General features: G+C 37.2%; 35 protein-coding genes, 1 riboswitch and 1 other annotated feature. Of the genes, 31 read left to right on the top strand and 4 right to left on the bottom strand.

Annotated elements, in window-relative coordinates:
* Nucleotide 1: 1 nt before the first annotated feature.
* The 7 genes from pstA (at nucleotide 2) to MY533_RS14245 (ending at nucleotide 7336) form a co-directional block, all read left to right on the top strand.
* Nucleotides 2-880 carry a phosphate ABC transporter permease PstA gene (pstA, locus tag MY533_RS14275; RefSeq protein ID WP_132356752.1) on the top strand — a complete coding sequence of 293 codons (879 nt, stop codon included), beginning with the start codon at nucleotides 2-4 and terminating at the stop codon, nucleotides 878-880.
* Nucleotides 881-892: 12 nt separating this feature from the next.
* Nucleotides 893-1726: a phosphate ABC transporter ATP-binding protein PstB gene (pstB, locus tag MY533_RS14270; protein ID WP_248716497.1), complete on the top strand. Its 834-nt coding sequence runs from the start codon at nucleotides 893-895 to the stop codon at nucleotides 1724-1726.
* Nucleotides 1727-1739: 13 nt separating this feature from the next.
* On the top strand, nucleotides 1740-2399 hold the full coding sequence (phoU, locus tag MY533_RS14265) for a phosphate signaling complex protein PhoU (protein WP_132356750.1): 660 nt from the start codon (nucleotides 1740-1742) through the stop codon (nucleotides 2397-2399).
* Nucleotides 2400-2897: 498 nt separating this feature from the next.
* Nucleotides 2898-3770, top strand: coding sequence for a vWA domain-containing protein (locus MY533_RS14260; protein WP_248716496.1), 873 nt, complete (start codon nucleotides 2898-2900; stop codon nucleotides 3768-3770).
* Between the two features lie 73 nt (nucleotides 3771-3843).
* Complete coding sequence (locus tag MY533_RS14255) at nucleotides 3844-4914, top strand: mechanosensitive ion channel family protein (protein WP_248716495.1); 1071 nt, start codon at nucleotides 3844-3846, stop codon at nucleotides 4912-4914.
* Between the two features lie 39 nt (nucleotides 4915-4953).
* Nucleotides 4954-5219, top strand: a binding site (T-box leader).
* 162 nt (nucleotides 5220-5381) lie between these two features.
* The gene (trpE, locus tag MY533_RS14250; RefSeq protein ID WP_248716494.1) at nucleotides 5382-6767 is read left to right on the top strand and encodes an anthranilate synthase component I; all 1386 of its coding nucleotides are present in this window, start codon (nucleotides 5382-5384) and stop codon (nucleotides 6765-6767) included.
* Nucleotides 6764-7336: an anthranilate synthase component II gene (locus MY533_RS14245; protein ID WP_248716493.1), complete on the top strand. Its 573-nt coding sequence runs from the start codon at nucleotides 6764-6766 to the stop codon at nucleotides 7334-7336. The genes trpE and MY533_RS14245 overlap by 4 nt, the downstream gene beginning before the upstream one ends.
* 80 nt (nucleotides 7337-7416) lie before the next feature.
* On the opposite strand, the gene MY533_RS14240 is transcribed toward MY533_RS14245, so the two are convergent.
* Together MY533_RS14240 and MY533_RS14235 are read right to left on the bottom strand one after the other, a co-directional pair.
* Nucleotides 7417-7908: a hypothetical protein gene (locus MY533_RS14240; RefSeq protein ID WP_248716492.1), complete on the bottom strand. Its 492-nt coding sequence runs from the start codon at nucleotides 7906-7908 to the stop codon at nucleotides 7417-7419.
* A 3-nt stretch (nucleotides 7909-7911) separates the two neighbouring features.
* Entirely contained in the window at nucleotides 7912-8364 is a 453-nt protein-coding gene (locus MY533_RS14235) for a hypothetical protein (protein WP_337993628.1), read from the bottom strand.
* Between the two features lie 150 nt (nucleotides 8365-8514).
* Between MY533_RS14235 and rpmG the strand changes: the two genes are divergently transcribed.
* The 11 genes from rpmG to MY533_RS14180 all read left to right on the top strand — a co-directional run bounded on the left by rpmG (nucleotide 8515) and on the right by MY533_RS14180 (nucleotide 15236).
* Entirely contained in the window at nucleotides 8515-8664 is a 150-nt protein-coding gene (gene rpmG, locus MY533_RS14230; RefSeq protein WP_008408521.1) for a 50S ribosomal protein L33, read from the top strand.
* A 62-nt stretch (nucleotides 8665-8726) separates the two neighbouring features.
* Nucleotides 8727-9320, top strand: a complete 594-nt coding sequence (locus MY533_RS14225) for a 5-formyltetrahydrofolate cyclo-ligase (RefSeq protein ID WP_248716490.1) — start codon at nucleotides 8727-8729, stop codon at nucleotides 9318-9320.
* A complete protein-coding gene (locus MY533_RS14220) occupies nucleotides 9313-9522 on the top strand; it encodes a YqgQ family protein (protein ID WP_132356742.1) in 210 nt (69 codons plus the stop codon). The genes MY533_RS14225 and MY533_RS14220 overlap by 8 nt, the downstream gene beginning before the upstream one ends.
* Nucleotides 9523-9802: 280 nt before the next feature.
* On the top strand, nucleotides 9803-11698 hold the full coding sequence (locus MY533_RS14215; protein WP_248716489.1) for an LTA synthase family protein: 1896 nt from the start codon (nucleotides 9803-9805) through the stop codon (nucleotides 11696-11698).
* Nucleotides 11699-12005: 307 nt separating this feature from the next.
* Complete coding sequence (locus MY533_RS14210; protein ID WP_248716488.1) at nucleotides 12006-12626, top strand: hypothetical protein; 621 nt, start codon at nucleotides 12006-12008, stop codon at nucleotides 12624-12626.
* An 11-nt stretch (nucleotides 12627-12637) separates the two neighbouring features.
* Nucleotides 12638-12904, top strand: coding sequence for a hypothetical protein (locus MY533_RS14205; protein ID WP_248716487.1), 267 nt, complete (start codon nucleotides 12638-12640; stop codon nucleotides 12902-12904).
* 2 nt (nucleotides 12905-12906) lie between these two features.
* Nucleotides 12907-13098 carry a hypothetical protein gene (locus MY533_RS14200; protein ID WP_248716486.1) on the top strand — a complete coding sequence of 64 codons (192 nt, stop codon included), beginning with the start codon at nucleotides 12907-12909 and terminating at the stop codon, nucleotides 13096-13098.
* Nucleotides 13099-13347: 249 nt separating this feature from the next.
* Nucleotides 13348-13800, top strand: a complete 453-nt coding sequence (locus MY533_RS14195; protein ID WP_371873356.1) for a phage holin family protein — start codon at nucleotides 13348-13350, stop codon at nucleotides 13798-13800.
* Nucleotides 13800-14534 (top strand): M15 family metallopeptidase, encoded by a 735-nt coding sequence (locus MY533_RS14190; RefSeq protein ID WP_248716484.1) that lies wholly within the window; start codon nucleotides 13800-13802, stop codon nucleotides 14532-14534. Before MY533_RS14195 ends, MY533_RS14190 begins: the two co-directional genes overlap by 1 nt.
* Before the next feature lie 133 nt (nucleotides 14535-14667).
* Nucleotides 14668-14889, top strand: a complete 222-nt coding sequence (locus tag MY533_RS14185) for a transcriptional regulator (RefSeq protein WP_248719216.1) — start codon at nucleotides 14668-14670, stop codon at nucleotides 14887-14889.
* Nucleotides 14886-15236 carry a YhjD family protein gene (locus MY533_RS14180; protein ID WP_248716483.1) on the top strand — a complete coding sequence of 117 codons (351 nt, stop codon included), beginning with the start codon at nucleotides 14886-14888 and terminating at the stop codon, nucleotides 15234-15236. Before MY533_RS14185 ends, MY533_RS14180 begins: the two co-directional genes overlap by 4 nt.
* Nucleotides 15237-15295: 59 nt before the next feature.
* Here the strand turns inward: MY533_RS14180 and MY533_RS14175 are convergent, their stop codons facing one another.
* Together MY533_RS14175 and MY533_RS14170 are read right to left on the bottom strand one after the other, a co-directional pair.
* Nucleotides 15296-15850, bottom strand: coding sequence for a DUF5067 domain-containing protein (locus tag MY533_RS14175; RefSeq protein ID WP_248716482.1), 555 nt, complete (start codon nucleotides 15848-15850; stop codon nucleotides 15296-15298).
* 78 nt (nucleotides 15851-15928) lie between these two features.
* Complete coding sequence (locus MY533_RS14170) at nucleotides 15929-16159, bottom strand: helix-turn-helix domain-containing protein (protein ID WP_248716481.1); 231 nt, start codon at nucleotides 16157-16159, stop codon at nucleotides 15929-15931.
* A gap of 172 nt (nucleotides 16160-16331) precedes the next feature.
* On the opposite strand from MY533_RS14170, the gene MY533_RS14165 reads away from it, so the two are divergent.
* From MY533_RS14165 to gcvPB, 13 genes are all read left to right on the top strand, one after another.
* Nucleotides 16332-17219 (top strand): helix-turn-helix domain-containing protein, encoded by an 888-nt coding sequence (locus MY533_RS14165; RefSeq protein WP_248716480.1) that lies wholly within the window; start codon nucleotides 16332-16334, stop codon nucleotides 17217-17219.
* 13 nt (nucleotides 17220-17232) lie between these two features.
* On the top strand, nucleotides 17233-17397 hold the full coding sequence (locus MY533_RS14160) for a hypothetical protein (RefSeq protein WP_248716479.1): 165 nt from the start codon (nucleotides 17233-17235) through the stop codon (nucleotides 17395-17397).
* 182 nt (nucleotides 17398-17579) lie between these two features.
* Entirely contained in the window at nucleotides 17580-18875 is a 1296-nt protein-coding gene (locus MY533_RS14155; protein ID WP_248716478.1) for an FtsK/SpoIIIE domain-containing protein, read from the top strand.
* A gap of 4 nt (nucleotides 18876-18879) precedes the next feature.
* Entirely contained in the window at nucleotides 18880-19407 is a 528-nt protein-coding gene (locus MY533_RS14150) for a replication-relaxation family protein (protein ID WP_248716477.1), read from the top strand.
* A gap of 12 nt (nucleotides 19408-19419) precedes the next feature.
* A complete protein-coding gene (locus tag MY533_RS14145) occupies nucleotides 19420-19953 on the top strand; it encodes a hypothetical protein (RefSeq protein ID WP_248716476.1) in 534 nt (177 codons plus the stop codon).
* A 196-nt stretch (nucleotides 19954-20149) separates the two neighbouring features.
* A complete protein-coding gene (locus tag MY533_RS14140) occupies nucleotides 20150-20332 on the top strand; it encodes a competence type IV pilus major pilin ComGC (protein ID WP_371873262.1) in 183 nt (60 codons plus the stop codon).
* Nucleotides 20332-20772 carry a competence type IV pilus minor pilin ComGD gene (gene comGD / locus MY533_RS14135; protein ID WP_248716475.1) on the top strand — a complete coding sequence of 147 codons (441 nt, stop codon included), beginning with the start codon at nucleotides 20332-20334 and terminating at the stop codon, nucleotides 20770-20772. The genes MY533_RS14140 and comGD overlap by 1 nt, the downstream gene beginning before the upstream one ends.
* Entirely contained in the window at nucleotides 20765-21082 is a 318-nt protein-coding gene (locus tag MY533_RS14130) for a hypothetical protein (protein WP_248716474.1), read from the top strand. Before comGD ends, MY533_RS14130 begins: the two co-directional genes overlap by 8 nt.
* Nucleotides 21075-21500, top strand: coding sequence for a competence type IV pilus minor pilin ComGF (comGF, locus tag MY533_RS14125; protein WP_132356731.1), 426 nt, complete (start codon nucleotides 21075-21077; stop codon nucleotides 21498-21500). Before MY533_RS14130 ends, comGF begins: the two co-directional genes overlap by 8 nt.
* Before the next feature lie 197 nt (nucleotides 21501-21697).
* Nucleotides 21698-22213, top strand: coding sequence for a shikimate kinase (locus MY533_RS14120; protein WP_248716473.1), 516 nt, complete (start codon nucleotides 21698-21700; stop codon nucleotides 22211-22213).
* 144 nt (nucleotides 22214-22357) lie between these two features.
* Nucleotides 22358-22450: riboswitch (glycine riboswitch) on the top strand.
* 281 nt (nucleotides 22451-22731) lie between these two features.
* Nucleotides 22732-23835 (top strand): glycine cleavage system aminomethyltransferase GcvT, encoded by a 1104-nt coding sequence (gene gcvT, locus MY533_RS14115; protein ID WP_248716472.1) that lies wholly within the window; start codon nucleotides 22732-22734, stop codon nucleotides 23833-23835.
* Nucleotides 23836-23860: 25 nt separating this feature from the next.
* The gene (gene gcvPA / locus MY533_RS14110) at nucleotides 23861-25207 is read left to right on the top strand and encodes an aminomethyl-transferring glycine dehydrogenase subunit GcvPA (protein WP_248716471.1); all 1347 of its coding nucleotides are present in this window, start codon (nucleotides 23861-23863) and stop codon (nucleotides 25205-25207) included.
* Nucleotides 25200-26663, top strand: a complete 1464-nt coding sequence (gene gcvPB / locus MY533_RS14105) for an aminomethyl-transferring glycine dehydrogenase subunit GcvPB (RefSeq protein ID WP_132356726.1) — start codon at nucleotides 25200-25202, stop codon at nucleotides 26661-26663. Before gcvPA ends, gcvPB begins: the two co-directional genes overlap by 8 nt.
* The last annotated feature ends 182 nt before the right edge of the window (nucleotides 26664-26845 follow it).

Below are 26845 nucleotides of genomic sequence, written 5' to 3'. Positions count from 1 at the left end.
CATGCGCTATATTGATGACACGGTCGTCATGAAACGAATGACAAAGCGTATTATATTCAATAAAGTTTGGAAGTTTTTCTTCTTCTTAGCAACGACCTTTGCATTAGTGACACTAGCTATTTTGCTTTATCGTATAGTAACACAAGGTGTCGACTATTTATCAATCGATTTTTTAACAAATTTTGCTTCGCGTTTTGCAGACAAAGCGGGCATTAAGGCTGCTTTAATTGGTTCACTTTGGCTGATGGCAGTTGTTGCGCCAGTGTCGATTATTATAGGTGTAGGAACTGCGATCTATTTAGAGGAATATGCAAAGAAAAATAGACTAAACGACTTTATTCGTATGAATATTTCCAACCTAGCAGGTGTACCGTCCATTGTTTTTGGTTTACTTGGGTTAACAATTTTTGTTCGAATGTTGGGACTAGGGAAAAGTGTTTTAGCAGCCGGTTTAACAATGAGTTTATTAATTTTACCAGTGATTATTGTTGCGGCGCAGGAGGCTATTCGTGCAGTGCCGAATGAACAGCGCGAAGCTTCTTACGGTATGGGCGCGACCAAATGGCAAACGATATTGCATGTTGTGCTACCAGCAGCTATTCCTGGAATTTTAACAGGAAGTATATTAGCGATGTCTCGCGCGATTGGTGAAACAGCACCACTTGTTGTTATTGGAATTCCAGTAATTTTACAATTTTTACCTAATGGTCTGTTAAGCCAATTCACAGCTTTACCAATGCAAATTTACGATTGGGCAAAACGTCCGCAAGAGGCATTTCAATATGTAGCGGCAGCGGGTATTTTAGTTCTTATGACAGTGCTTTTACTGATGAACTCTATTGCCATCTTTATTCGAAATAAATTCCAAAAACGTTATTAATGAGGTGACCTTATGGTACTGGAAATAAAAGAGGAAAATTCAATTGTTAAATCGATTCATACGGCGATAAAGCCATTGACTGATGCTGCTAAAACAGTAGTATATGATACACGTAATTTAAATTTATGGTACGGTGATCATCATGGTTTAAAAGATATCAATTTAAGCATCTACGAAAATGAAGTAACAGCTATAATTGGCCCTTCAGGCTGTGGTAAATCTACCTATTTAAAAACGCTAAATAGAATGGTAGAGCTTGTACCGAGTGTTCGAACATCTGGTGAAATAGTATATCGTGAGCGCAATATTTTAGATAAAAGCTATACTGTTGAGGAATTACGCACTCGTGTAGGTATGGTGTTCCAAAAGCCAAACCCATTCCCGAAGTCAATTTACGATAATATTGCATATGGCCCACGTATCCACGGCATAAAAAATAAAAAAATTCTTGATGAAATCGTTGAAAAATCATTGCGAGGTGCGGCAATCTGGGATGAAGTAAAAGATCGCTTAAATCAAAATGCATATGGTTTATCAGGTGGTCAGCAACAACGAATTTGTATGGCGCGTTGTTTAGCGATCGAACCAGATGTTATTTTAATGGATGAGCCAACATCTGCACTTGATCCGATTTCAACATTAAAAGTTGAGGAGCTTGTACAAGAGCTGAAAAAGGATTATTCAATTATTATCGTGACACATAATATGCAGCAAGCGGCAAGGATTTCTGATCGAACAGCATTTTTCCTACATGGAGAGGTTGTTGAGTACGATAAAACAGACGTTATCTTCCAAACACCAGCAGATCAACGTACTGAAGATTATATTTCAGGTCGTTTCGGTTAAGGGGGGAGACTAGATGGTAGTGCGCGAACGTTTCGAACAGGAATTAAAAGAAGTCCAAGAACAGTTTATCGAGATAGCCAATAGTAGTATCAATGCTCTTAAAATAGCATTTGAAGCATTATTAAATCAAGATTTAGAGGCATCCTTGAAGATTCTTGAGGACGATATCATCATCAATCGTCTTGAAGAGGAAATCAATGACCATATTATTTTAATGATTGCTAAGCAGCAGCCTGTAGCTACTGATTTACGTCGTCTTATGGTGCTAGTCAAAGCAGCATCTGATATGGAAAGAGTAGGGGACTATGCAGTAAATATTGCAAAAGAGACGATTCGTATCGGCAAAGAACCACTTGTCTTCCCTACATCAAATTTGCAAACGATGTGTAACAAGACAGTTGAAATGCTAGAAAGTATTATCAAAGCTTTTACAGAGGAAGATACTGTTCATGCCAAGGAAATTGCTGAACTAGATGATTACGTCGATGATTTATATGGAGCGACAATCACGCTATTGATGCGCGCCGGTGCAGAAAATCCAGCACATATTTCTCAAATCACACATTTAACCTTTGTTTGCCGATATTTAGAGCGCTCAGCTGACCATGCAACAAATATTGCTGAACACTTATTTTATTTAGTCAAAGGTAAACATTATGAATTAAATAATTAGTAACAGAAGAGCCAGTTATAGGCTCTTTTTAATTTGTCGACATAAAGTGTATCAAAAAAACAAAGGTTGATTTTCACTCTTAGTTGGCGCTTTCCGCTGGCTTGGCCTCAACCTCCTCGTCACTTCGTTCCTGCGGGGCTTTCTGCTCAAGCTCATCCCGCTAGAGTCGCCACTCTCCGTGAATCAACAGTTCCTATCGACAGTATGAGTAAATATAAAACTTTATTCATTAGGAGGAACGTTTGTTTTACGGTCTGATAAGAGCCAATTATAGGCTCTTTTTTTCATAGTGTTGAAAATGTGCGAAAGCGGAGCGCTCAGTCGGAACGGAAATCACCCCTCGCCTTGCTGAAAAGCCGTATTTTAATAATACTAAGTAACAGCAACATTTTATTAAAAATAGCGTCAAAATACTGCAAGCGTTATTGTATTGTCAAAAAATTATTTTGGTTATACTATAGACATTATCCGAAAAATTGTGTTGAAGAGGTGCTGCTTGTGAAAGACGCTGTAGAATCACTCTTAGAGAAATTTGATCTGGCATTCACGTCAGAACAATGTGACTTTTTTCGTTTTCTATATGAAAACTTACATCTTGAGGAATTAAGTAACATCGAACAACATTTTTTTATAGATTTTTTTTACAAGAGTGAAACATTGCGAAGTATGGCAGCATTTGCACTTGAATTGGCAGATATCATGCATGAAATTTATGAAAATATACCAGCTGTTGAGCATGCCGAACGATTGGCCAATGGAAAAGAGCAGCGCTTGTATAATGAGCGAAAGTGGCATATAGCTAGGCGTCGAAAGCTTAATCGTCAAACCATAAAAAAAGGAAATATCCTATATGTTCCGTTTGATGAATATAAAAAAGAAACAGGTCCAATTATTATCTGCCTTGAGCAAACAACGGGTATGGCGGCATATTCTGACCTTTGTAAGAGCATAATTTTACCGTTATTTATGAGTGCGCATCGTGAACGTCGAGATTTATATATCGTTCCATATGACTGTCAAGTTCATGTACATTTTCGATTTGAAGGCGGCCATTTAAATTTATCCGATTTTAAGGGTTTTATAAATTATAGGGCAAAGGGAGAAGCGGAAATTCTGCCTGTGCTCCATTTTGTAAAGGGCTTGCTCCAAGAAAATCAACATTGTACAGAAGCAGATATTATTATTTTTACAGAAGGCACTCCTATTGATGGGCAGCATCTTGTTGAAAAGCAAGCAAAGGCTGTACTTGAGGAAATGAAGCGTAAGTACCATGCTGAATTTTCGGTCATCGTTATGCATGAACATAATTTTAATGAGCAGCAATTTTGGTTTGCTAATAAGGCTTTTTTTGCGGATGATGCAATTCAATAAAAACGGAGCTGATCGTCATTGCTGATCGGCTCCTTTTCTGTGAATATACATAGTAGTTAGAGGAGAATGAAATATGAATTCATTGAAATGGATATTACCTAATATTTCAACCCCAACGTGGATGGAAATTATTATTGCCGTTGCACTTTGTGTAATTGGTTGGCTTTTTCAGCAGTTTGTTATAAAGAAAATTATTAATCGTACTGTTACATTTTTGAGAAATCGTCAGCGTTACTTTCAGGCAACAGTACTCGCACAATTTAATAAAGCGATTCGCTATGCATTTATGTCTGCAATAATTGTACTCAGCTTATCAATTTTATTAGAAATCTTTTTATTTACACATGTAGCAACTAAAAATTTTGTATGGTCTATTATGGTCTTTTTTGCGTTCAAAGGCGTATACGATGTTTTAAATTATTATACAAAGCAGCCACTGCCGTTGAATAACGATGAAGAACCAAATGTTCTATTACCTTTTTTCCTTCGTATAGGAAAAGTGCTCATTATGATATTGGCAATGTTTACGATTGCTTCTTTTTGGGATTTTAATTTGAATGGCTTTTTAACCGGGATTGGCTTAACTGGTGTCGCGATTGCTTTTGGTATTCGAGATACACTAGCACATGTTTTTGGTGGGATGTCAGTCGCATTAGATAACCCCTTTCAAATCGGCGATTGGATAGCAACGGAGGACCAAAAAATTGAAGGAACTATCGAAGATATTAATCTTCGAAGTACTTTAATTCAAACGGGGGATAAAGGTCTAGTATATGTACCTAACTCCTATTTGGTAAATCGACCAATCTATAATTTATCGAGACGAGAAAAACGAAAATGTGAGCAATTTTTATTTGTAGCTGCTGAAAATGAAGAGGAAAAACTACGAAGTGCTTTAAGTACCATTCAAAAGGAAATTTATTTGCATGCTCAAACAGAAAAAGAAATGATTCATGTATTTATAGATGAGTTTTATCCAACCTCGTATCGTGTCCTTGTGCGTTTCTATGTAACAACAAATGATACGGCGGAGATGCTAAATGTGCGACAAGATATTTTATTTGCTATACGTCAAATCTTTCAAGAACTAACTATTATACTAGCAAATCCAGCTGAAGATGAATGGTTTCGTAATAAAAAATAAATTGAATTGTTAGTTTATTTGCTTTACAATGAATACATGTTATCAGCTTTGATGAAGAGTAGTAACTATTATTATTTGTTATAGAGAGCTAGTGCTTGGTGGAAACTAGTACAAATAAATAGTGAATGGACTTCGGAGCTCTAATCCTGAATAAAGTATGGATTAGCGTCTGCCTACGTTACAGGGTATAGAGTGGGTCTTTTAACTCCTTCAGCGAGTATTCAAACGTCAGTTGAATGTAATTATGCTGGGGCATAATTAATAAAGACCAATGAAGGTGGCACCACGGCTTTTCCGTCCTTTTGCGATGGAAAGGCCTTTTTATATGGTTTGGCTGAATGAATAGTGTTTTACACAGTTTCAAATTCCGGACGCAATGTTTATAGAAGCGAAAGCGTCCATTTCGCCGAAGCCTAATTGATTATTTTGGTGTAGAAGAGCAGAGCAAAGAAGAGGAGAGAAAGAGTATGACAGTTGAGCTTAGAAAGTTTGCCATGAAGGTATTACAGGGTGATATGATGACGCCAATTTCCGTTTATCAATCACTTGAAGGGGAGCATAAGATGCTTTTCGAGTCGTCTGCCAAGCATGAAGAAAGTGGACGTTACTCATTTATAGCCGTCAATCCAATTGCAGAATTGATTGGAGATAAGAATGGTTATTCTTTTTCCAAAGGTGGAGAAACAGAAAAATCGAGTGCCAATGTATTAGAAAAATTACAGCAAGTTATGCCGTTTCATCAGGCGCAATACCCGTTTGCCTTTTTTGGAGGAGCAATTGGTTTCTTTGGTTACGAAACAGCATTTTATTCAGAAAAAATAGGCGAATACTTACAGGATGATTTAGAAATGCCGGATGTCCATATTTTTTTCTATGATACATTCATTGTTTTTGATCATTTAAAGCAAGAGATTACATTAGCGGCAATCGATTTATTTGATGAAGGGCGTTCTCTTGAAGCGATGGAATTGGCTATTTCTATGATAAAGGAGCAGCTATATGCTGGATCAACATTTGACGATACGACGTTTGGAAAGCTAGATTTCAGACCAATGATCGCCAAAGAAAATTTTGTAGCATTGGTTGAATGTGCCAAACAGCATATTCGTAAAGGCGATATTTTTCAGATTGTTTTATCACAACGCTTCACTTCACCATATACAGGTAACCCTTTTGCTTTATATCGTCAATTACGTACTTCTAACCCTTCACCATATATGTTCTATATGGATTTCGGCACGTATACCATTTTAGGAACATCTCCTGAAAGTCTCGTTAAGGTGAAAGAGCGAAAGGTAACGACCAATCCTATAGCTGGTACGAAGCCAAGGGGTAAAACTGTGGAGCAGGATAACGTGATTGCGGAAGGTCTCTTAAATGATGAAAAAGAAATCGCTGAACATCGGATGCTGGTGGATTTAGGGCGAAATGATCTTGGACGTATTGCCAAAGTGGGTTCAGTAAAATTGATGAAATATATGCATATTGAGCGATATAAACATGTTATGCATATTGTATCAGAGGTTATCGGAGAATTACATGATGATGTACATGTTTTGGATGTTCTTCGAGCTTGCTTACCTGCTGGTACAGTATCAGGTGCGCCGAAAATTCGTGCTATGCAACTTATCAATGAGCTCGAGCCTGTGAAGCGTGGTGTCTATGCAGGTGCGGTAGGCTATATTTCTGCTACAGGTGATATGGATTTAGCTTTAGCCATTCGAACAATGGTCATCAAGGATCATCGTGCCCATGTACAGGCAGGTGCTGGTATTGTTTACGATTCAGTGCCCTTGTCTGAATACGAAGAAACGTTAAATAAAGCTCGAGCGTTATTGGAGGTGAAAAAATGATTTTACTGATCGATAACTATGATTCATTCACATATAATTTATTTCAGCAAATACGAATGCTTGGGAAAAATGTAAAAGTAGTACGGAATGATGAAATAACAATTGAAGACATTCAGAAAATGCAACCTGAAGCCATTATTTTATCACCCGGCCCAGGTAGGCCGATTGATGCAGGAATAACAGTGGATGTCATCAAAGAGCTTTATACGAAGTTTCCGATTTTGGGCATTTGTCTTGGACACCAATCGATAGGGCAAGCATTTGGAGGAAACATTGTTCAAGCTAAAAATATAATGCATGGAAAATTATCACCTATTCAATATGAAAAAGCAGGCTTATTTGCTCAGTTAGACGGTAAAATCGAAGTAATGCGTTATCATTCTCTCGTCATTGAGCAAAGCACGTTACATGAGGATTTTAATATTTTAGCAAAGTCTAGTGATGATAGTGAAATTATGGCAATTCAACATAAGGAGTACCCACTCTTTGGGCTGCAATTTCATCCAGAATCCATTGGGACAAAAGATGGCAGTATCATGATGCGAGCTTTCATCGAACAAATTTCATAAATGAAACAAAAGAGGCTGTCATCGAAAATCAGTAGTTGTGATTTTTGATGACAGCCTTCTTTATTAATCGAATCGTACTATTATTGCTTTTTCCCGGTAATTAATTTTGCAATTTCCTCTAAAGACATCGAAGAATTGACTTCGTAAGAGCCAATTTGTAAGCTTCGCGCGTATTTAGGGTTAGCAAGTAGCAGTTCCATTTCAACACTATTGTCAATAATACCACCATCTTCAAGCTTTTGCGCCACGATATATGGTGTGATACCACTGTAAATTTGGAGTGACATAGTTGTAGCTTTTGCCGGTGCACCTGCTGATTTTTGATTTTCTTTAGCCGTTGTTTTAGGAGTATCTGTCTTCGTTTCCTTTGAAGGTTGCTTAGCGTGTTCCTTTAATAATGCAATTTCTTTATTTGCCTGGTCGAGCTTTTTTTGCAACTCCTCAACATTTTCTGCATTTGGGGAAGCTTTAGTTGGAAGACCGATATTGAGATCGAAACGCGCCGCTAAAGCTAGCAAAGCTCCGACAAGAAAAAGCGCAATACCAAATGCACGGATAGCGGACATTTTCATGAATTACCGACCTCCGTTTGCAATTACTTGGCGGACTTGCTCTTCAGTTAAATTTGAACGAATACTGATATCTGCTGTAGATAGACCCTGCTTATTTAGTTCAAGCACCTGACTTACAATAATTTGATGTATAGGTTTCGTTTTTGGTGCAGCCTGTCCTGTTTTCGATGCCTGAGCAGCCTGTTGAACAGCTTGCATAACTTGTTGAACTTTTGGGTTTGGTATCGCGTTATTTTGTGCTGGCGGTGATTTAACCTGGAACTCTGGCTCTAATAACAGTTCTTCCTCAACAATTTTCAGACGACGTTTTAAATTATTTGTTTCTTGAAAAATAGAGATGGATAGCTCCTCTACATCTTGTTCGACCTTTTTCGCGCTATTTTTGAAAAAGAACGAAGTAATAATTAGAAGAATCCCTACAATCATAAGTATGATGGATAAATCCAATAGTTTCACCTCATTAAGTATGTAATTATAAGGTATTTTACCATATGCAAACTTAATATGAAATGAAGCTAGATTTTTTTTTATTTTATGTTATAATGGGTTAGTCGTATAAATCATGCTCAAAATTTAAATTCTTGATATAGAGTGGGAGGGTTAATAATGCGCGTAAACATTACTTTAGCTTGCACAGATTGCGGCGAACGTAACTACATTTCTAAAAAGAACAAGCGTAACAATCCAGAGCGTCTTGAACTTAAAAAATATTGCTCTCGCGAGAAGAAATACACTCTTCACCGTGAAACTAAGTAATCGCTCATTAAGCCAAAACCACTTGTGGTTTTGGCTTTCTACATTTTAGGAGGTAGCTTAGCATGGAAAAAACAACTTTGCGGAACGAGGTAAAGGAAGCTCTTGCAAAAATTAGCGAAGTAGCTTACCGCGATCAATCAAATGCTGTAGTTAAAAAAGTGCTACAGGAACCATATATAATAGAAGCAACTACAATTGGCATTACTATTTCCAATAAGCCAGAAGTCGACACAATTCAATTAATTGAAGAACTATGGCAACTTGGTAAAAAAGTCGCTGTGCCTAAATGCAACTCAAAAACAAGAGAAATGTTTTTTTATGCCATTGACTCGTTTGCCCAGCTAGAAACTGTGTATATGCATTTGCGTGAGCCAATTCCAGAGCAGTGTGAGTTTGTTGACGCAAATGAAATGGACGTCATACTTGTTCCAGGAGTTGTTTTTGATAAGCTCGGCTATCGTATAGGCTATGGCGGTGGTTATTATGATCGCTATGTATTAAACTATACAAAGGGTAAGCTCATGTCTTTGTTATTTAATGAGCAGCTATATGAACGTGTACCTACAGAGGCACACGATTGCCCAGTAGATATCATTGTGACACCGACAAAACGTATTGACTGTGTAACACAACGAGGAGCGAACAAAAATGGATAAAATGTTAGATATTTATGAATTATTAAAAACATATGGTACTTATATTTACACACGAGATCCCATTGGTGATTTGATGTTAATGGAGGATGAAATTCGTGAGTTGTATAAAGCGAATGTACTAGATATTAAAGATTACCAAATGGCATTATTACTAATTCGACAAGAAACAACAAAGCTGCGCATGAAAGAAAATAATAAGTAATGTTTTAAATATAATTTATTTGTGGTATTGTAAAGATAATGTAATATGTATGTAATATTCTTAAAAAACAGTGGTTTTCCACTGTTTTTATGATTTACGAAACTTTTTACAAACGAAAACGTATATATTACTATCCGGCCCATTTACGAACAAGGGGCACAGTTTTTCCTAAAATATATCTATTGATTATCTGTAAAAAATGGATTAAGATATATTTTGTTTCAGTAACAAATTGTTAAAAATATTATTTTTTTGTAAGAAAGTAGGGAGGATGTTAAGGATGAAATCAATAAAGTGGCCTAAACATTCATTTATGATACTAGCAATCGTAGCAACTTGGATAAAAACGGTCATTGTTTATCACACAAGCTTTGAGATGAAAATCGAAAATGCGATGCAACAATTTATTTTGTTAATTAATCCATTAAGCTTCGTGCTATTTGCTTATGGTATATCGTTATTCTTTAAATCGCCAAAAGTTAAAAGTCGTTATATAATAACTATCAGTGTTATCTTGTCAATCGTCTTATACGGCAATGTTGCGTTCTATCGCTTCTACAACGACTTTATTACGTTACCGGTATTATTCCAAACAAATAACTTTGGGGATTTAGGAACTTCAGTAGCAGCGATTGTTAGCCCTTGGGATTTATTATATTTCGTTGACGTACTTATTCTTATTTTAGCTAATAAATATTTGCCTATGATGAAAGATGCAGTAAAAGTAAACGTGGAATTCCGCCGTGCGTACTTCGTATTAGCGATTGCTGTGTCGTTCTTAAACCTAGGATTAGCTGAAACAGAGCGTCCACAATTGTTAACACGTAGCTTTGATCGTGAATTACTTGTAAAAAACATCGGTACTTATAACTACCATTTATATGACATTTATATTCAATCAAAATCTTCTGCTCAACGTGCATTAGCGGATGGCAGTGAATTAGTAGAAGTGAACAACTATATTCGTTCTAATCAAGCAGCAGTCAACCCTGAAATGTTTGGTAAATACAAAGGTCGTAATTTGATTGTTGTATCAATGGAGTCTTTACAGAACTTTGTGATTAATAACCAAATGGATGGTCATGAAATTACACCGTTCTTAAACTCTTTAACAAAAGATAAAGATACGTATTATTTCAGCAACTTCTATCACCAAACTGGATTAGGGAAAACTTCTGACTCGGAGTTTATTTTAGAAAACTCATTGTTCGGCTTAGGTCGTGGTGCGGTATTCTTCACACATGGTGGAAATACGTATAACTCAATGGCTGAGCGTCTTGGTGATAATGGCTACTTTACAAATGTCATGCATCCGAATAATAAATCATTCTGGAACCGTGACATAATGTATCAATCATTACACATTAATAAATTCTATGACATAGATTCATATAAGATTGGCGAAGGGCAAGCTGTTAACTGGGGTATGAAAGATATCCCATTCGTAGAGCAATCTGCAGCATTAATGAAAGATATGCCACAGCCGTTCTATTCTCGACTAATTACTTTAACGAACCATTATCCATTCACATTGGATCCAGAAGACGTAATGATTCCTGAATACACTTCAAACTCAGGTACATTAAATCGTTATTTCCAAACAGTTCGTTATATGGATGAAGCACTTAAAGACTTCTTCCAAAGTTTAAAAGATCAAGGTGTATATGATAACTCTATTATTGTCATGTATGGTGACCATTACGGTATTTCAGAAAATCACAACAAAGCGATGGCTCAATATTTAGGAAAAGATAGCATTACACCATTTGATAATGCAATGCTACAAGAAGTACCTTTATTTATCCATATTCCTGGATCAGGTGATGGTAAAGAAATGACAGAGATTGCTGGACAAATGGATTTACGTCCAACAATTCTACACCTTCTTGGCGTTGAAACGTCAAAAGATATGCAACTTGGTGCAGACCTATTCTCACCAGAGCATGAAGACTTCATTGTTTTCCGCGATGGTCGTTTTGTAACAGATAAATATTTATATGCTGGTGAAGCTTGTTATGACAAAGCAACTGGTGAAGAAATTGATGGTGAGCCATGTCAGCCATACGCTGATCGAGCTACGAAAGAACTTGAAAGTTCGGATGCCATCATTAACGGTGATTTACTCCGCTTCTATGACCAAAAGACAGGTAACTTGAAGCAAGGAGCAGCCAAGTAACAACAAGAGAGATCTCATTTAATGGAGGGCACTGAAAAAGCCCATATCTTCTCACATTGCGAGGTATTCAACGATTTAATCGTTGAATACCTCGCTTTTTTCATTTGGCACTGTGACTCTACTGTTGTTTTCCGAAGCATTCCGCTCGCTTTCCGCGGGCGAGCGCCGAGCCTCCTCCTACGCTTCGCTTCGTGCGGGGTCTCGTCTGTCTCGCTTTCCCGCAGGAGTCGAGCGATGCTTCTCCAAACAACGCAATGTATCACACTATTATTTTAGTCACGCTTTCCTTTATAATAAAAGAACTAATGTGCAGGTGGGTGGAGGAGGCGGTGGTGGAAATACAGGTGGCGCTGGTGGAGGCGGTGGTGCCGGAGGTCAAGGCGCCGGTGGATCTAGTTGCTTTAGGAGAGCTATATCAGTACAGCCAGGCAACCAATACAATATAGTTATTGGGGTTGGTGGTGTCGGTGGTGGTGGAGGTGCTGAAGCAATAACTCATGGCGAAAGAGGATCTACTGGTGGTACAGGTGGTACAGGTGGAGTAACATCGTTTGGTTCTGTATTTACTCTAATCGGTGGCAATGGTGGTGCCGGAGGTCAAGGCGGTATGGGTAATACTAATGGTAATGCTAGTGGTGGCAATGGTGGTGCTGGTGCTATTGGAAGCACTGGCACTAGTTTCTATGATTCTGTAGAAGGAGTTAAAGGAAATTCTGGAGGTGCTGGTACCTCTTATAATAGAGGTGCAGGAGGTATTGGAACTATAGAAAAATTCAGAACCCCCCTTTTCTATTTCGGACCTGGCGGCGCAGGTTCTGGTGGAGGCGGTGGAAATGGTGGTCAAGGAGCTCAACCAGGTAGGATTGATGGTGATACTGGTTTAACTGGTAACGCTGGTAAAAATGGACATGTACTTGTGGAATGGTGAGGTGATAATATATGAAATTTGCACAAGTTTTGTACAATAAAGCGTATTGGATTTTTGAAGCAGAGGGAAAGCCAGACTTTGCACCTGATATTGTTCTAGTTGATATTACAGGACGAGATGATATTCAAGAGGGTTGGGACTATAACAAGGAAACAGGCGAATTTACAGCACCAGTCATAGTTGAACCAACACCAACAGAACCACAGATAGATGAAATACAAGCTAAGATTTTAGTTAATACAGAAACGCTTATTTCTATGAAAGAGATGGAGGTATAAGCATGAATAGCCTTACTTATCGAGCTTGCAAAAAGTTGGCAGAACGAGAAAACATGACAGAGACGCAAAAGAATGAATTGTTAACAAGCATGGATTTATTTGTTCTGACAAAACGTATCACGCAAAACGAATATAAAGAGTTATGTACATTAATAGACGAACATCAAAACCAAGTAGAAGCATCAACTGTTTAAAAACCTTTTTATTTTCCAATCCTTAATCCCATAAGGAGTGATTGATATGGAAAATAGATTTTTTATAGGGGTCTTTAACGGCTTAATATTAAGTATTATTTTATGGACTTCTATTTTTGGATGGATACGAATAATTAAAAATTTACTATAAAAACGCAAGCAGAAGCTTAGCGTTATTTTTTATGCCTTCCACAGATGATTGTGGAGGGCTTTTATTATGCAGAAATAAGGAGTGACAATATGGGAGGAATGGATTTGGATTATTTAGAAGTAGCACATTTATATTTATTTGGTGGGGTGAAATTCCTACACCTGTTGTTATTGTTAATGGGATTAGACATTTTAACAGGGATTTTTAAAGCCATTAAAAATGGTAACCTGTGGAGCCGTAAATCACTTTTTGGCTACGCTCGTAAGTTACTAGTTTTAATCGTTGTAATCACAGCAAATATAATCGATCAAGTGCTGTCGTTAAATGGAACACTCACATTTGCGACGGTACTTTTTTATATTGCAAATGAGGCTTTGTCCATTGTAGAGAACATGGCGCAACTTGGAGTATTAGTGCCTCAACAGTTAGCAGAGAAGTTAAAAGTCATTGAGAATCAATCAGAAGAGAAATTTTCGAATGAAGTTCTAAATGAATTAGCTGGTAAAAACGTTGATAAAGAATTAGAAAATAAAAAGGACGGTGAAAAGTAATGGTTAGCGTAACGGAAACATGTCGAGATTTAAGCGAATTAACTGTAGCTGCACAATTAGCATGTAGACTTTTATTCCAGGAGTGTGTAAAAGCCGGAATTGATGATATTTTTATTACAGAAACATATCGCTCGCAAGAACGACAAAACTATTTATATGGACAAGGTCGAACACGTCCTGGTTCCGTTGTTACTTGGACACTTACAAGCAATCATACATCAAGAAGAGCGTGGGATATTGCTGTAGCACCTCCGAAAAATCTATATGATATTAAGACTCTTTCTAGAGTAGGGGCAATTGCTAAAAAGTTAGATATCACATGGGGAGGGTATTGGACAGCAAGTACCTATGATGCACCTCATTTTGAAATACCTACTACTTGGAAAGTACCTTCAGGTTACAAATTAGAAGGTACTGTTATTGTACCGAGCAATAGCAAAATAAAAGTCCAACTAATCGTTAAAGATAAAGAACAAGCTGTGGAAGGCGTTAATGATGGTAAGTTGTATCGAGTTCAATCAGGAACATATACTACACAAGCTCAAGCGAATGCAGCTAAGCAAGCGTTAGGTAAATACAACATTGCTAAATCTGATTATGTACGAGTTGTTCAGGATGATAACAAGTGGCGATTTATTACTGGCACATATGCTACACAGGCAATTGCTAATAATGCAATTACTGAAATGAAGCGTCTTGGTATTTTATCGTATGCTGAGTCAATTCAAGAATAATTATAAATCCCAGGCACTCAATTAATTTTGAACCTGGGATTTTTTTATTTCCAAAAACTTTTTCTTGCCAAAATACAAACATCTGTTCTAATATAATTACAAACAAACGTTCTTATTTGAGGAGTGTAGAATGATGAAAGAACAACTAATTAAAGCAATGCAACGCAATCAATTTGTGAATATGATGTATTTGGCTAAGTCGGGTGAAGTATCAAAAAGGCGTATCAAAATCATTAAGATTGTTGGTGATTCGTTCCAAGCATATTGTTTTACAAGGCAAGCCAAACGTACATTTATGATTGATAGTGTATTGGCGGTTGTTCCAGTCTTCTACAAGGAGCGAGAGGTTGTATGATTAGCTTTGAACAAAGGCGACTAATGCACAAATATGTAGTTTATGATATGGCTGTTCAGTCGTTACAGCGTGACTATAAAGTGATTGAAAACCTTAAGTTGAGCAAAGTATATTTACCAATTCTTGATAAGCTTTTAAAAGACATTTCACAAGAATGTTACAATGCTAAAAGGCTGTTGGCCAAAGATAAAATAAGAGTCGTGAAGTGGGTAAAGGTCGATGAATACTTTAGTGATTTAATTATTGCCACCGCTGGAGAGGACCAAGTATTTACCTATGCTAATATGGCTCTGAAAACACAGGTAGAGAAATTACTTTTAAGTCATACAAACGAAGGCACTGATTAAACGAGTGCCTATTTTTTATGTAATGAAAAAAGCCACTCGTTTGAGTGACTAAAATTTCATTATTGTTTAATTTGATATTCTTGTTTGCCTAATTCTTTACCACCAAGACCTTGATTCGCTACTAACGTAACTGGTGTCTCTAAATCATCTAGTTGATAAGCAATAGCATTTTCTACAGTTCCATCTTTTTTAATCTTTTCTAATTGAGTATCTCTAAATCTACTGTCTGGTAACAATCCAACTTCTAATTTATTGATAGCATTTGGATTGTTATCTTGAATTACTGAAAAGACTACAAACCATGCGTCCATTGGATCAATACCTTCATCAATTAAATTTGTTGTTTCATACCAGATTGCGAATACAGGTTTTTCCCCATGTTCATTTCCTTTTTCACCAACTGGAATCACTTTAGTTTCGGTAATTTTTATTTTTAAACTCTCTAATTTTGCCTCGTTATCTTTAAAATAAACCTCTTTATCAACTGTTTTATCGGTAGAAGCAGTTGTTTTTGTTTCCTCTTTAGGTTTATCTTCCTTAGATGAATCTGCTCCGCAACCAGCCAATCCTAAACTCAATACTAATGCTGCACTAAAAATTAATTTTTTGTTCATATATAAAATCCTCCCTCTATATTTCCATTTTAGGAAATTATGATTGAAAAGTACATAATAAAAAACAGACAACTGTGATTAGTTATCCGTTTCCTCATCATCTACTATCATCATTAGTTCGTTCATGTCTGTTATCCCAAATGCGTTCACTAGTTCATCAATTGAATGTTTTGTGTAACTTTTAGTTTTGTTGTTATACAGCTCACTTATTGTACGAGCTGAAAGTGTAGTACGCTCCGCTAGATCCTTCTGTTCCCACTCACGTTCTGCAAGTAATACCCTCAATCTTAGTTTGACCTTTTTCACCATTCTACTCACCACCATATTTATTTATTCGTATTTAAATTATAAAATACTTCTTTCGATTACGCAATTTTTATTTGACTTACGAATTTCGTAAATGTATTATGTATTTATAGAATTAAATCGTAATTGATAACCGAATTGCGAAATTGAATAACGAAAGAAGGTGAAAATACAAATGGCATTCGAATACCTAGCACAATACATAACATTCAACTCAGTAACAGATATGGATAAGAGTGTGGAGGACCACATGGCGGTTCATTATTATGATTTAACAGAATCGGAACGTGCCATCATTTTCAAACTTGCTTCACACAGTTTAGAGCATACAGGAGTATGTCATTTGAAAGCTGCAACAATTGCTACATCATTGGAGATCAGTACAAAGACTGTTTATCGCAGCGTAAAGAAATTGGTTGAGTTAGGTATTATCGAAAAGTTACCAGGAACAAAATTAAACGGCATAAAAGGTGCTAGTATTTATCGCATTTTACCTTATGTCCCATCGAGCGTGTCCCAACGAGAGACAGTCGATGAAGCTAGTAATGACGCGGTTTGCCGTCCACAATCTGAAAACCAAGCATTTAATTCTTTTAATCTTTTAAGTTCTAAACAAGCAAATAATATTATGAGTCTTGAAAATGAATTGGCTTTGCAAGCTGAAGAGAAAAAAGAATACATGAATGAGTATCAGCAAATGCTATTTGATTTCATGCACTCACTGCCATTAGCAGATAACTTAAAAGATGAATTGCACAAAGTTGTATTAGCTACTCAAATTCAAAGTACAACTGACTTCATTAAAGCTAAGAACGTACTATTCAAAATTGCTATGGATATTAAAGAAGGAATATTGACGGTTACAAGTACATTAAGAGCCGTATTTGTAGGGGCTTATAACAAGGCTGTGGAGCGATTAAGTAGTAAGTCAAATAAATCTTCATCTATAGAAGAAACTCCATTTAAAGAACGTCCTGTGCCTTTCTACAATTGGTTGAAAGAACGTGATGGCCATTCACAATCAAATACAAGTCCGACAATCGATAACTGTTTGTTGTGGTAAAGGGGATATATCAATGACACACTTTGAGTACATGCAACAGCAAGGTCAATTAACGATTTATGATTTACTGGATCAATACGAAGAAATGAAGTTTAAAAAGCCATCCACAAATGTTAATAAGCCTGTTGATAAAAAGATGTATATCGAGCCTCGTAGGAGGGTGTATATTGTTCGGTGATATTTATGCCCATTTCTATACCCGATATGGTGCCTAATTGAATGCCATACGAGTATTGAAGTGGGCATATATGAAATGCTGTTGTATCAATAGTTTGAGTGCTATTTTTAATTGCTCGATGTAAGCAACTCTTACTACGTAAGATAACCGTGACGCTCATTAATTTAAGAAAGGATGAAAGTGTGCTGTTTGAAATTTTAACAACATCGCTAATGGGTGGAATTGCTTTAAAAGCATTTTCGAAACATAAAGGACTTTCTTCTAATGATTCCGGGAAGATTCAGCGGATCATGTCGCTGTCCGGATTGAATGTCCGAGATGGTAAAGATACATTAACCACACAACTTGTTAAGAAAAAACAGTTTGAATGGGGATGGGAATATAAGTACCGTATTCCTTTAGGTCGTTCATTCAGTGATTATGAAGCCAAGCAAAAGGTATTTGAAGATGGATTGAATAATCGTCGCAAAAATGTAACCTTCAATGACTTACGTCAATTAAGATTAGACAGCGATCTTCTTCTGCAACTAAAAAAACTGTGGAAGGCAAAGCTGACTGAACAAAAGGAAATTGAGCTATCCTACGATGGATTATTAATCGTTAGGGTGTATGATAAGCCATTGGCAAAAGAAGTACCATTCATTACAGGTGAAGGTTGGAGAGTGCCAGTAGGTGTCGCCAGAGCAATGAACGAGTTTAAGTATCATGACTTTGAATTGGTGCCACATCTAGTCCTTGGCGGCGCTACACGATACGGCAAAAGTAATTTCATTAATTCTACGATTTGTAGTTTGATTACTTCGCAATCTGATTATGTTCACTTTTATTTAATCGATCTAAAAGGCGGAGTGGAACTATGTGACTATGAAAATATAAAACAGACCATTTCCATTGCATACGAGCCGTATGAGGCCCTCCACACTTTACAGATGGCATATGACAAGATGCGCGATATTCAACGTCAATTAAAGCGATTAGGAAAGAAAAACGTACAGCAGGCAGGAATCAAAGAACGTTACTTTGTTGTCATTGACGAGGTAGGGGAGTTAAACGCTTCTGAATCTGTTACACGTGATGAAAAATTATTAAAGCAAGAATGTCAAACAATCATGAGTCAAATAGCAAGGCTAGGCGCTGGACTTGGATTCCGTTTAGTCGTAGCTACACAATACCCCGTAGGTGATGTAATTCCACGACAGGTTAAGCAAAATGCAGATGCAAAGCTATGCTTTAGAGTACAGTCGGCAGTTGCTTCAAGGGTTGTACTGGATGCAGAAGGGGCTGAGTCATTACCTATGATTAAAGGCCGCGCTATTTATCAAACAGCCGATAAACGAGAAACACTACAAACTTTACTAATAACACCACAAATAATCCACGATACTATTCAACCTCACATTATTGAGAAAGGGGAGCGCGTTGAAGAAACAGCTATCATCGAGAGACGAGAGCATACTGTTACTTTTGAAGAAGTTTGATTTTATGACGCGTGATCAACTCAGTAGATATTTCAATTTAGGAAAGAAGCGAAATACAAATAGGGTCCTCCACAATTTATCAAGCTATCTATCATCCATTCGGGATGGTTACGAAACGATTTATTACCTCAACAATTTAGGCCGTCTATATGTTGAGTGTGATAAGGTCCGTAAAAAAGGTGGGCATGTACAACACACCATCATGCGTAACGAATTCTGGATGTTTTACAAATGTCCGAGGGATTGGAAGAATGAAGTGAAAATATCTGATGGTACTACAAGTATCATTGTGGACGGCATGTTTTCAAGAAATGGATTTCAACACTTTCTTGAAGTAGATAACCTACAAACCATGAAGGAAAACCGTGAAAAGATTAAACGATACAAATTGTTAATGGATAGCCTGGTTAAACAGATGGGCTATTATCCAACTGTTGTTTGGCTTACCACAACTGAGTTAAGACGTAAACAACTAGAAGAATCCTGTGGAGGGCTAAAGTGCAAGGTGTACACAATAAACGATATTCATTGAGGAGGAATATAGATGTTTAAAAGACGTATTAAAACTGAGGTAGTACCTGTAAGTGAGTACACGGATTATTCGGATCGATTCGAAGGTGATGAAAAATATGCAACTTTAAAACATGTAGCCATTGCTGCATCGGTACCAGCAATTACTGCTGTTGGTACAGGATTATTTATGTTCAATAAATTCAATGCTACTTATCCCTCCACAAACATACCTATAAACGTTCCTATCCAACAACCTGTATTAGAACCAGTAATGGCCCAAATGCCTTCCACAATTCCTATTACTACTATTCCTCAACAGACTGGAATAATTGCAGATAAATCATTAGAAATGTTAGCTACAATTTTAGATCCAATGATTCAAGTAATGGTAGCAATTTCTTTCCCTGTTGCTTCAGTGATTATGATTGGAGCTTGTTTCTTCTTTATGTTCGGAAACAGTGAACGTGCTTGGAATACAATTATGAACGCTGGATTAGGTTATGTATTGATTCAGATGTCACCTTTATTTTTGGAGATACTTAGAACAATTGGTAAGGCTGTTTAATAGAAAAGACCACTCCGTGATGGGTGGTCTTAATTATTGTTCTTTTATATAGAAGAAAAGCGATATTTTAATACATTCATTGAAACGTTAAATAGTTTAAAAATATACTTTTAGTGTATTAATTTTAATAACAATCCCTAATGTTACGAAACATTTTGCCACCGTCGATGAGAAGGGCTGTAAAGCGTATATCTCTATGGTGCAGGGGCAGGTAGAGGCATATCGCGTAGATTTTATGACTTATCCAACAATTGAAAATCTGGTGGAAAAAGGTTATTTAAAGAAGGGTGAAACGACCTGTCCTAATAAAGAAGAGATAATGATTACTAATGATGGAGAGGTACGATTGATTTCTTCTAATAATGGCTCTGGTAACTGATGGATACTATAAAAAGTGAGCGTGGTGTTACGTTTGTTGAAATGCTCAGTGTATTATTCATCGTTATGTGTTTGTCAGCGATTGTCATAAAGTACTCGGTTAAAGCTGAGGAGACTAGGGAGATTGAGCGATTTTTCACACAAATTCAATTAGATATACAATATATACAAACGTATAGTATGCACAAAAGAGAATACATTTCGATAAAGTTTGAGGGCTCATCAAAAAGATATATCATTAAAAAGGATTTTTATACAGAATTATATGAGCGACCTTTTCCAAAAGGGGTTGAGGTCGTTCTTTCTTCAAGTTCAATTAACACGATTATATACAATTACAATGGAAACGTCATGACCCCAGGGACTGTTTATTTTAAAACGCCTCAAGGTACTAAAAAGGTTGTGATTACGTTAGGACGAGGGAGATCGAGAGTTGAATGAATCTGGTTATTCATTTGTAGAAACGATTTTATCAATAGTCATTGTTATGTTATTATGCACGACCTTAATACCGATCAGCTACATGATGAAGTCGACTCTTTATAACAAGAAGTTAGAAGTTATCGCAGCTGAAACCGCCTATGAAGGCTTAAAGCGTTATCGCTACTTACAGCAAACTGAAGGCACTAATACCGTTGAAAATGTAGATTTCCAATGGTCTATGAATGGACAGGGGATATGTGTAAGTTTTCAAAACTTACGGGAATTACGTAAAAAATGTATACAACTGACAGGTGAAGTCGATGAATGAACGAGGCTATACATTAGTAGAAGCGATATTTCAATTAGTTGTTTTTGTGCTTATTGCACACCTTGTTGTGTTCATTATGCTGTGGTTTGCAGAAATGAAAACAACCGTACTATCTGATGAACAATCGAAGTGGGAGCTTTTTGTTTATGATTTGAATATGTATTTAAATGATATTTCTTCATTTACGATTCGACAAGACCAAAAGAGAATAACCTTCCAGAAAGGGAATACTATTCATAATATTGATTGTTATAGCAATTTAATTCGTGAACAAGTAAATGGTGGTCATGTACCAATGCTAATTGGTATTAACAAATGTCAGTTCCAATTTGAAAAAGATATGTTAACAGTAGCTGTTGAACTTCCAAGTGGTATCAAAAAGGAGCGAACTTTCTATGTTCCAGTTATTGAAAAGTGACAGAGGGGCTATATTTTTAATCGCAATTGCATTATTATTTTTTGTAACTACTTTTGTTCTAACGTATTGTACGTCTTATGAGATTCAGTTTCGAACATATAATGACCTAGAAAAGCTGAATATTCGAGCTACGATAAATTTATTAGGACAAATTTTGTCAGACAGTGTAGAATCGTAGTTATAAGAAGGTGATTCGAATGCGAAAAATATATTTAGTTGGTTTTATGGGCTCCGGCAAAAGTGCGTTAGGAAGACGTTTAAGCTATTTGTTAAAGATGCCTTATTATGATATGGATCATGAGATCGTTCGGCAGCAGGGAATGACAATTCCACAAATATTTGAAAAATACGGAGAAGTACGCTTTCGAGAAATAGAAACAGAATTTTTGAAAAATTTCCGGGACGAAGCTTGTATTATTTCAACAGGTGGTGGCGTTGCAATCAATGCTGAAAATCGAAAAATAATGAGACGCAGTGGGCTCGTGTTTTTTTTAGATGCGACATTCGAAGATATATACAAACGAATACAGCATGATCAGAACAGACCAATTGTACAAAGTTCAACGAAAGAGGAGCTAGAGAAGCTGTATCATTACAGAAGAAGATTCTATCGTGAAACAGGACATATACAAGTGTTAACAGAGGGCAGAACACTCCGCCAAATTCTTGAGTATTTAGTATTCCAAGTCAAAAGGTTGAAAGGCGAACATTAATTAAAATAAATTATTTAAACGTTCGTGTTTTTATATAAATTAAAAAATGATTGCCTTTTCAATGCAATTAATGTTAGGATATAGACAAATAAGTAACTAAATGTTCATTGAATACTAAATAGTACCAAGATGAATCTTGGGCGGATGATTGTGCGGGGAGAGCACGTGTAGACGTCACCGAAGGAGCAAATAACAAAATGTTATGAATCTCTCAGGTAAAAGGACTCGTACAAGACGCAACTCTGGAGAGAGCTGTAGTACTACAGCCACCAAAGGGGAAAGCCGGCTGTTTGGCATTGTAGGTATGCGAGCCAGTCTGGTGTAACTTTCAGGTTTAAGGACAGAGAATCCCGAAAAGGGGTTCGTCTGTCTTTTTTTATGTCTAAATGTTTTGCCTAATGTTGCTAGTTCTTTTTCCTTAATTGAATGAACAAACAGGGGAAGCATGATTGCACTTATAAAAAGCAGACGAACTACTACCAGTAAAAAATGTAACTACCATTAAGGGGGCAAAAATAATGACGAATGAATTAAAGCGTACACCTCTATTTGAAGAATATGCAAAGTATGGTGGTAAAACAATCGACTTTGGCGGATGGGAATTACCAGTGCAATTCTCTTCTATTAAAGAAGAGCATGATGCAGTACGTAATCGTGCTGGCTTATTTGACGTATCACATATGGGTGAAATTTTAGTAACTGGACCTAATTCACTAGAATTTTTACAAAATCTTTTGACAAATGATATTTCAAAAATTGCAGTAGGTCAAGCGCAATATAATGCAATGTGCTATGAAGATGGTGGCGTTGTCGATGATTTATTAACGTATAAATTAGCAGACAATCATTATTTATTGTGCGTAAATGCGGCAAATATTGAAAAAGATTATGATTGGATGATGGAAAATCAACATCAATATGATGTAACGATCGACAATCAATCAGATGCTTATGCACAAATTGCCCTTCAAGGTCCATTAGCAGAAGAGGTTCTTCAAACGTTAACAGACACTGATTTAAAAACGATTAAATACTTCCGTTTCCAAGCAGACGTTGAAGTTGCTGGTCATAAAGCATTAGTATCTCGTAGCGGTTACACAGGGGAAGATGGTTTTGAATTATACGGATCTCCAGAAGATATTAAAGCTTTATGGAATGCAATTTTAGAGGCTGGAAAAGACAAAGGCGTTGTACCAGCAGGTCTAGGTTGCCGTGATACACTTCGTTTCGAAGCAGGTCTTCCATTATACGGGCAAGAGCTATCAGCCACAATTTCACCTCTAGAGGCTGGTATTGGGTTTGCTGTGAAGTTAAATAAAGAGGGCTTTAATGGTCATGATGCATTAGCGGCACAAAAAGAAAATGGACTGTCACGTAAAATTGTAGGTATTGAAATGATTGATAAGGGAATTCCTCGTCATGGCTACAAAGTGTTTAAGGATGGTAAGGAAATCGGTGAAGTGACAACAGGAACACAGCTTCCTTCCTCTAAACGTAATGTTGGTCACGCATTAATTGACAGCCAATTCGCAACTATTGGAACTGAATTAGAAATCGAAATTCGTGGTAAGCACTTAAAGGTAGTAACAGTTGAAACACCGTTTTACAAACGTTCAAAATAAAAGTTGAAAAGAGGGACCTACATTTATGAAACATCGTTATTTACCAATGACGGAGCAAGATAAACAAGAAATGTTAGACGTAATTGGCGTATCCTCAGTTGATGAGTTATTTGGGGATATTCCAGAAAAAGTACGTTTTAAAGGCCTATATGATATTAAAGATGCAAAATCTGAATCAGCTTTATTAAAAGAATTAACGGCACTTGCTGCGAAAAATAAAGATACAAATGCTAACGTATCGTTTTTAGGTGCAGGCGTATACAACCACTATAAACCAATTATCGTGGACCATGTTATTTCTCGTTCAGAGTTTTATACAGCGTATACTCCATATCAACCAGAAATTTCACAAGGGGAATTACAAGCAATTTTTGAATTCCAAACGATGATTGCAGAGCTTACAGGTATGGATCTTGCAAACTCTTCTATGTATGATGGAGGAACGGCATTAGCGGAAGCGGGGATGCTAGCAGCTGGACATACGCGCCGTAAGAAAATTTTAGTATCTGAGGCAGTTCATCCTGAGTATCGCGATGTCGTTGCTACATATGCATACGGTCAATCCATTGAAATTGTTACTGTTCCACAAAAAGATGGTGTAACAGATGTAGAAGCTTTAAAGGAACTAATGGATGACAATACGGCAGCTGTTATTGCACAATATCCTAACTTCTTTGGCCAAATAGAGGACTTACAAGTAATTGGTGATATTGCACATGAAGCAAAAAGTTTATTTGTCGTATCTGCAAATCCACTTTCACTAGGGGTTTTAACACCACCTGGTAAGCTAGGTGCTGATATTTGTGTAGGGGACGCACAGGTCTTTGGAATTTCTGAAGCATTCGGTGGTCCGCACTGTGGTTTCTTTGCAGTAACAACGAAGCTAATGCGTAAAGTTCCAGGTCGTCTTGTTGGTGAAACAGTAGACGGTGAAGGACGTCGTGGTTATGTTTTAACATTACAAGCACGTGAGCAACATATTCGTCGTGATAAAGCAACATCTAATATTTGTTCGAACCAAGCGCTTCTTGCACTTGCCGCTTCTGTAGCAATGACTGCTCTTGGTAAGCAAGGTGTTCGTGAAATGGCTATGCAAAATATTGCGAAAACTCGCTATGCTAAAAATGCCTTTGAAGCTGCAGGCTTCACAGTAGCATTCCAAGGTGCACACTTTAACGAAATCGTTGTAAAGACAAATAAATGTGTGAAAGAAATTAATAAAGGCTTAATTGAAAAAGGTATTATCGGTGGTTATCCTTTAGGTCAAACATATGACTCTCTTAAAAATCACGTGCTAATCGCTGTAACAGAATTACGCACGAAAGAAGAAATTGATGCACTTGTTGCGGAAATGGGGGCTCTTAATGCATAACGAAAATCAATCACTCATTTTTGAAATTTCCAAAGAAGGTCGCGTAGGTTACAGCTTAGAAGCACTTGATGTACCAGAGATTGATCTCGCAGATTTACTGCCAGCAAACTTAGTACGCGTGGAAGCAGCGGAATTACCAGAAGTATCTGAGCTTGATATTATGCGTCACTATACAGCACTTTCTCGCCGAAACCACGGTGTGGACTCTGGCTTCTACCCTCTTGGTTCTTGTACGATGAAATATAATCCTAAAATTAACGAGGCAGTTGCCCGAATTTCTGGTTTTGCAAATGTGCACCCATTACAGGATGAGTCAACAGTTCAAGGTGCAATGGAGCTTCTTTATGATCTACAAACTTCATTAGTTGAAATTACAGGTATGGATGAAGTGACATTACAACCAGCGGCAGGTGCACATGGTGAATGGACAGCATTAATGATGATTCGTGCTTTCCATGAAGCAAACGGTGAAGGTCATCGTAATAAAGTTATCGTTCCTGACTCTGCTCACGGTACAAACCCAGCATCGGCAACTGTTGCAGGCTTTGAAACTATCACTGTTAAATCAGATGAAAATGGTTTAGTAGATATTGAGGATTTACGCAAAGTAGTTGGTGCTGATACAGCGGCATTAATGCTAACAAATCCAAATACACTTGGTCTATTTGAAGAAAACATTATCGAAATGGCAGAGCTTATCCACTCTGTTGGCGGTAAAGTATACTATGACGGTGCAAACTTAAACGCAGTTATGAGTAAAGCACGTCCTGGTGATATGGGCTTTGACTGCGTACACTTAAATTTACACAAAACATTTACAGGTCCTCACGGCGGCGGTGGCCCAGGTTCTGGTCCAGTTGGTGTAAAAGCAGATTTAATTCCATTCCTTCCAAAACCAGTTTTAGTAAGAACAGAGGAAGGAACATATCACTTCGATTACGACCGTCCACAATCAATCGGTCGTGTTAAACCTTACTACGGTAACTTTGGTATCAACGTACGTGCATACACTTATATCCGTACAATGGGTCCAGATGGCCTAAAAGCTGTTACAGAATACGCTGTACTAAACGCAAACTACATGATGCGTCGCTTAGAGCCATTCTACGATCTACCATATAACCGTCATTGTAAACATGAATTTGTATTATCAGGTCGTCGTCAAAAGAAACTTGGCGTTCGTACTTTAGATATCGCAAAACGTCTGTTAGACTTTGGCTACCATCCACCAACAACTTACTTCCCGTTAAATGTGGAAGAGGCGTTAATGATTGAGCCAACAGAAACGGAATCAAAAGAAACATTAGATGCATTCTGCGATATAATGATCCAAATTGCAAAAGAAGCAGAAGAAAATCCATCAATCGTACAAGAAGCACCACATACAACAGTTGTATCTCGTTTAGACGAAACACGCGCTGCTCGTACACCTGTGCTTCGCTACCAAAAAGCATAATTAACTACCATAGCGTCCAATGAGTATTTAAGTACTTGTTGGACGTTTTTTTCTATTCTTTTTTTTGATAGCAAAGTGGCGGGGAGGAGACAGAGCGATGGAAAGAAGAGCTGGGGTGACGGAAAGGAGGTTGAGAGTGACGGAGAGAAGGCCAAGGTGACGGAAAGAGATTAGAGCGACGG

This window comes from Lysinibacillus sp. Ag94 (assembly GCF_023242215.1).
In the GTDB taxonomy this organism is placed as follows: Bacteria; Bacillota; Bacilli; order Bacillales_A; family Planococcaceae; genus Lysinibacillus.
Note: the sequence above shows the minus strand (reverse complement) of the source record. Positions and strands in the feature narration are given on the sequence as shown.